This is a genomic window from Veillonella sp. (assembly GCF_019414865.1).
Taxonomy (GTDB): Bacteria; Bacillota; Negativicutes; order Veillonellales; family Veillonellaceae; genus Veillonella.
In genome coordinates this window covers 1-4,647 of sequence record NZ_DXLG01000047.1, presented here as the reverse complement: position 1 = coordinate 4,647, position 4,647 = coordinate 1, and the positions used below count along the sequence as shown (strand labels likewise).

Here is a 4,647-nt window from a genome sequence, read left to right as displayed (position 1 = left end):
CGATTGCCATGGCGGTTCCGACCATCGTATTTAGCTTGTGGGGGACAAACGTGCCATTGCCATTCCAAGAAGATCCAAATGGATTCTATGAGGTTGTAGGTGTTGCATTAGTATTCTCTATTATTGCCATTATCGGTATGTGGAAAAAAGACTTGTTCTAATGTTGATTATTAGCTGAATACTCAATTTAATAGTAAGTAGTTGAAACATTACTTTAACAACAAATACACATGAAAAAGCTGGCTTATGGCCAGCTTTTTTTCTTGTCCTATATTACGTTGTTGCTTATTATTGGGCCAATCTGATATAATAATACCGTTATGGAGAGGTGTCCGAGTGGTTTAAGGAGCTGGTCTTGAAAACCAGTGACTCCGCAAGGGGCCGTGGGTTCGAATCCCACCCTCTCCGCCACATTAGAAAGCCCTTTAGGTTATGCCTAGAGGGCTTTTTATTGTATTTTGTTAATCTTTGAAGTTTGTAAAATACCCTGTATTTATAGTATGATAGCTTTATATGTTTTTATTCTCTAGAAAGGAGCTCGTATGAATCGACTTAGTTTCTCACGAACTCAGATTTTAATTCTTGTCAGCGTGTGGCTAACATTTTTGATTAGCTTTGTTATGCGCTTATCTTGGGCATCCTTGATGCCTATTGTTAATGAAGCATTGAGTTTCACGCCTCAAATGGGTACGGCCTATCTATCTGCCTTTTACATGGGCTATGCTATCATGGTTTTACCAGGTGGTATCTTAGCGGATCGCATTGGCTACCGTTATACCATTTTGGTGAGCTTGCTTTCTATGGCGCTCATTACGGCATTGATGAGTACCATCGATAATTATACCTATGGTTGGGTATTGCGCTTCTTATTAGGTATCGTATCTGGTCCGGTACAAGCATCTTGTTTAAGTGCTATTGGGGATTACTTTGGGCCTAATCAACGTGGTGCAGCCGTGGGTATCTTCATGTCCTGTACATCCCTTGGATTGACTACTGTAAACCTTTATGCACCATATGTGGCAACTAATTATGGTTGGCAAAATGCATTTCTTTTAACAGCAGTATTACCAATCCTTGTTTTCATTCTTAGCTACTTTACGGTTCGTAAGCCAAGTGCTGAGATTTTAGCTCAACGAGAAGCAGAGGTGAGTGCTACATCTGCTCATATAGGGGAAAAGACTTCTTTAAAGGAAAACTTGTTACATGTTTTGAAGAATCGCAATATTTGTTGTCTTGCCTTTGCAGGCTTCTTTGCTACCGGTGCTACTTGGGCCGTGGCGCAATGGTCAAACTTGTACATGGTTAAACAGCTCGGCGTTAATGCCATCTATGCAGGCCATGTAATGTCTGCCTTTGGTTTAGCCGCGCTTATTGCGAAACCGACTATCGGTATTTTGTCCGATATATTACCGATTAAGAAGAACCATTTGGTGGCGCTTGTTATGTTCTTATTTGCACCAGCATTGATCCTCTTTGCGAGCACCACAAATCCAGATATGCTCTTTATAACAGGTCCAATTCTTGGTATTGGTGCTTTCATGCATAGTGCTTTAACAAATGCTCTCGTAATTCAATCCGCAGCACCTCATTTACGCGGTACCACTGCAGGCTTTGTAAACTTGTTTAATCAGATTGGCGTTATGTTGGCACCTATGATTTTAGGTAGCATGTTAACAGCTACAGGCAGTTATCAATCTGCATTGATGACCCTTGCCATTGCACCAGTTATCGGTGCTATTGCATTGTTCTTTGTACGTCTTAAATAATGTGAAAGCATCATACAATAGGTTCCTCTGATTGTATGGAAACAAACAAAATATGAAACAAAAGAGACTGAATTAGATCCCCTAATGAACTGCACCCCAAAAATTGGACACAATTTTTGGAGGTGCAATTCAAAATAGGGGACAGTTCAGTCTCTTTTTATACGTTACGAGTAACTATATTTTTTGATTATGGTTTTTGCGGTGCATGATAATCAGGTTGAGGCCTCCAATCACTCATAGGTGTATTTGGATCGGGCATGTCCTGATTTTGAATGTCGAGAATCCAATCACTAGGTCGAGGCCCTTGAGGCGGTGGTGGTGGAACGGGTCCATATATACCTAATTTAGAAGGAAATAACCGTGGTTGATTAGATGTATAAGGAGATTCTAATTGGTTTAGCGGTTTATAGATACCTTCTGGTGGCTGAACTCCAAATAATGGCCTACCTTCTGTTGGAGCCGGTGTACTTAATGGTTTATATGGACGAGGTGGTACGTATGGGTTCTTAGATGTATAGGTAATACGCTCTAATTCCAATGCATTATGTAAAATAAATTGACCTATTTCAGCTACAGGAGAACCCTTTGTAGCGACGTGAGCACCTGTAGATAGAACAGAACGTTGATTGTTAGCAGTTCCTATAGGTGCGCCATTTACTTGGTAGAATTTCGCCGGTGCTACATGCCAATCCATGAGGTAAATATCTTTAGATGTGTTACCACGATGGTATGTATAATTAGTTGAATAATCAGCAATAATATTCTGCTTTTTATAGAGACTAATTGTACGAGCATGAAGCGTACTATATGTAGGACCTGACTGTGCTAGACTAAGTGTACTTAAGTCGATATACACAGTCTCCGAAGGGCTATTATAAGCAACTTGGTATTGAGTAGGCTTGTTCTCTAATTCATATTGTGAAATCGCACTAGCTGATTGTAATGTTGCTAATGCTAGTATTAAAAAGGGATATAGTTTTCTCATCTTTGACCTCTCTTATGTGGAATTAGTATACCATAGTCAAACATGTAATTCTATAAAAAATGCATATAAAAATCCATAGTATGTATATTGTATATAATTGTCATTTTGTTATATGATTAATGCATAGTACAGGAGGTCTAGATATGGAAATTATCTGTTTTGGCGATAGCATCACCCGCGGTTATGATGTGCCTTATGGCCAAGGTTGGGTTGAAATTTGTGATGCATCTATAGAGGGTGTACATTTTACAAATTATGGTGAAGACGGCTGCTCCGTTCAGGGCATGATTTATAACATTGAAAAATGGCTACCTACAGCTGTAGCTGATTCAACGCGTCATATCTTCTTAATGTGTGGTACTAATGATATTTTGCAAGGTCGAGATAGTGCATATGTGTTCAAGACTCTGGTGAAAGCCATTGAATTAGCCAGTACAAAGGGACAGGTTATTATTGGTTTAGAAACGCAAATCGACAGCGATATGGATGGTTTAGATCTCGTCGTACGAGAGGTTAATAAACAGCTAAAAGCATACGCAGCGGCTCATGATATTAAGGTCATAGATTTCTATACGACCTTGTTTGAAGCGGATCAAATTGGACAAATCGTCTTTGCTGGAGAAGTACATCCCAATGAGCTAGGCTATCGCTTGATGGCTTACAAAGCACTAGAAATTTTTACAAGATTATAGATTTTTACAAGGCCTAAAGATTTTTAGACGGTTTTGACGTCTTTACATGACTAAAAAATCCCCTAATGAGTTACCTCATTAGGGGATTTAGTGATTTATAGTCTTTTTTCATGAAAGCTTATGGCTTTCACAAGTATAATTAAATTCGTAACGAATTAGTAGTTAGAATTAGCGACGTGCGTTGCCAACCTTAGCGGATTGAGCAATTGCGTATGCAGTACCTTTAACTAAATCGTAAGTATCAGCAGTGTTGCCAGATACTGTTACAGCTGCTACAGTGTCGTCAGTTACTGCGAACAATGCAGTTGCGTAAGGGTGTTGTGCACCATTTGGAACAGTTACAGCACCGGATTTAACAACGATGTAACGGTTGCCGTTGTTGAATACGTCGTAATGAGCAGCTTGTTTTACACCATCATAGCTTTCATTGTAAGCGAACAATGCAGCTACTTCACCACCTGCTACTTGACCAGTTTGTTGCATGGAACGCAATTTAGCAGCTGCTACAGCTGTTGGTTGAGTCATGTTAACAGTGATACGCAAGGAGTTGTTGTTTACAACTGCTTCAGTGATTACGTTTGTAGAGAATACATTTGCAACGCCGTCGCCAGCACGGTTGTAGGAGCTAGCAGTTTTCACTTGGTAGCCGTTAGTGTATGCAGGCAAGTCGTAAGTGTAAGATTTGCCGTTCAACAACAAGTCGAATGCGTTTAATTGGTTAGTTTTATAACGGGAAACATATGCACTGCCGTTACCATTAGCTGTTACGGAAGTTACAGTTTCTTGGTATACAGGTTGGCTGTTAGTAGCGATAGGGTCCATGATTTGAAGACCTACAGCTGTTGTTTCAGGTGCTACGAAGATTGGATCGCCTAATTCTTTAGATACAGGCATTTGTTGAGCCATGTCACCTGCTGTGTAAGGTACCGCTGGTAATGGTTTGTAACCAGGGCGTGGTGCGCTTGTTACATAACCAGATTGGTACGCTGGTGTAGCTGCTTGAGGTGCAGCGTAAGTATATTGCTCAGCTGCAGCGCGTTCGTAAGCACGTGCATTAGCATCAACAGATGCTGCGAAAGCAGAGAAAGACATAGTTGTAGCTGCAAATACTGCAAAAGCAGCTGCTAAATGTTTTTTGTTCATAATAGTTCACTCCTAAATACATGATTTTTACAAATAACACAAATACTAATATGTATTATAT

The 4,647-nt window shown here is 40.0% G+C and carries 4 protein-coding genes and 1 tRNA gene; 3 read left to right on the top strand and 2 right to left on the bottom strand.

Annotation, left to right across the window (positions count from 1 at the left end):
* Window positions 1-322 precede the first annotated feature (322 nt).
* Window positions 323-411 (top strand) — tRNA-Ser (locus QZ334_RS04440).
* 131 nt (window positions 412-542) lie between these two features.
* Window positions 543-1,766, top strand: a complete 1,224-nt coding sequence (locus QZ334_RS04435; protein WP_295220574.1) for an MFS transporter — start codon at window positions 543-545, stop codon at window positions 1,764-1,766.
* Window positions 1,767-1,953: 187 nt separating this feature from the next.
* Here the strand turns inward: QZ334_RS04435 and QZ334_RS04430 are convergent, their stop codons facing one another.
* Complete coding sequence (locus QZ334_RS04430; protein ID WP_287537100.1) at window positions 1,954-2,751, bottom strand: hypothetical protein; 798 nt, start codon at window positions 2,749-2,751, stop codon at window positions 1,954-1,956.
* A 143-nt stretch (window positions 2,752-2,894) separates the two neighbouring features.
* On the opposite strand from QZ334_RS04430, the gene QZ334_RS04425 reads away from it, so the two are divergent.
* A complete protein-coding gene (locus QZ334_RS04425) occupies window positions 2,895-3,443 on the top strand; it encodes an SGNH/GDSL hydrolase family protein (protein ID WP_295232278.1) in 549 nt (182 codons plus the stop codon).
* A 168-nt stretch (window positions 3,444-3,611) separates the two neighbouring features.
* Here QZ334_RS04425 and QZ334_RS04420 read toward each other — a convergent pair whose 3' ends face one another.
* On the bottom strand, window positions 3,612-4,586 hold the full coding sequence (locus QZ334_RS04420; protein ID WP_295232276.1) for a hypothetical protein: 975 nt from the start codon (window positions 4,584-4,586) through the stop codon (window positions 3,612-3,614).
* Between the last annotated feature and the right edge of the window lie 61 nt (window positions 4,587-4,647).

Coding starts and splice junctions, on each gene's coding strand:
- QZ334_RS04425 (WP_295232278.1), top strand. CDS start 2,895: ATGGAAATTATCTGTTTTGGCGATAGCATCACCCGCGGTTATGATGTG.
- QZ334_RS04430 (WP_287537100.1), bottom strand. CDS start 2,751: ATGAGAAAACTATATCCCTTTTTAATACTAGCATTAGCAACATTACAA.
- QZ334_RS04435 (WP_295220574.1), top strand. CDS start 543: ATGAATCGACTTAGTTTCTCACGAACTCAGATTTTAATTCTTGTCAGC.
- QZ334_RS04420 (WP_295232276.1), bottom strand. CDS start 4,586: ATGAACAAAAAACATTTAGCAGCTGCTTTTGCAGTATTTGCAGCTACA.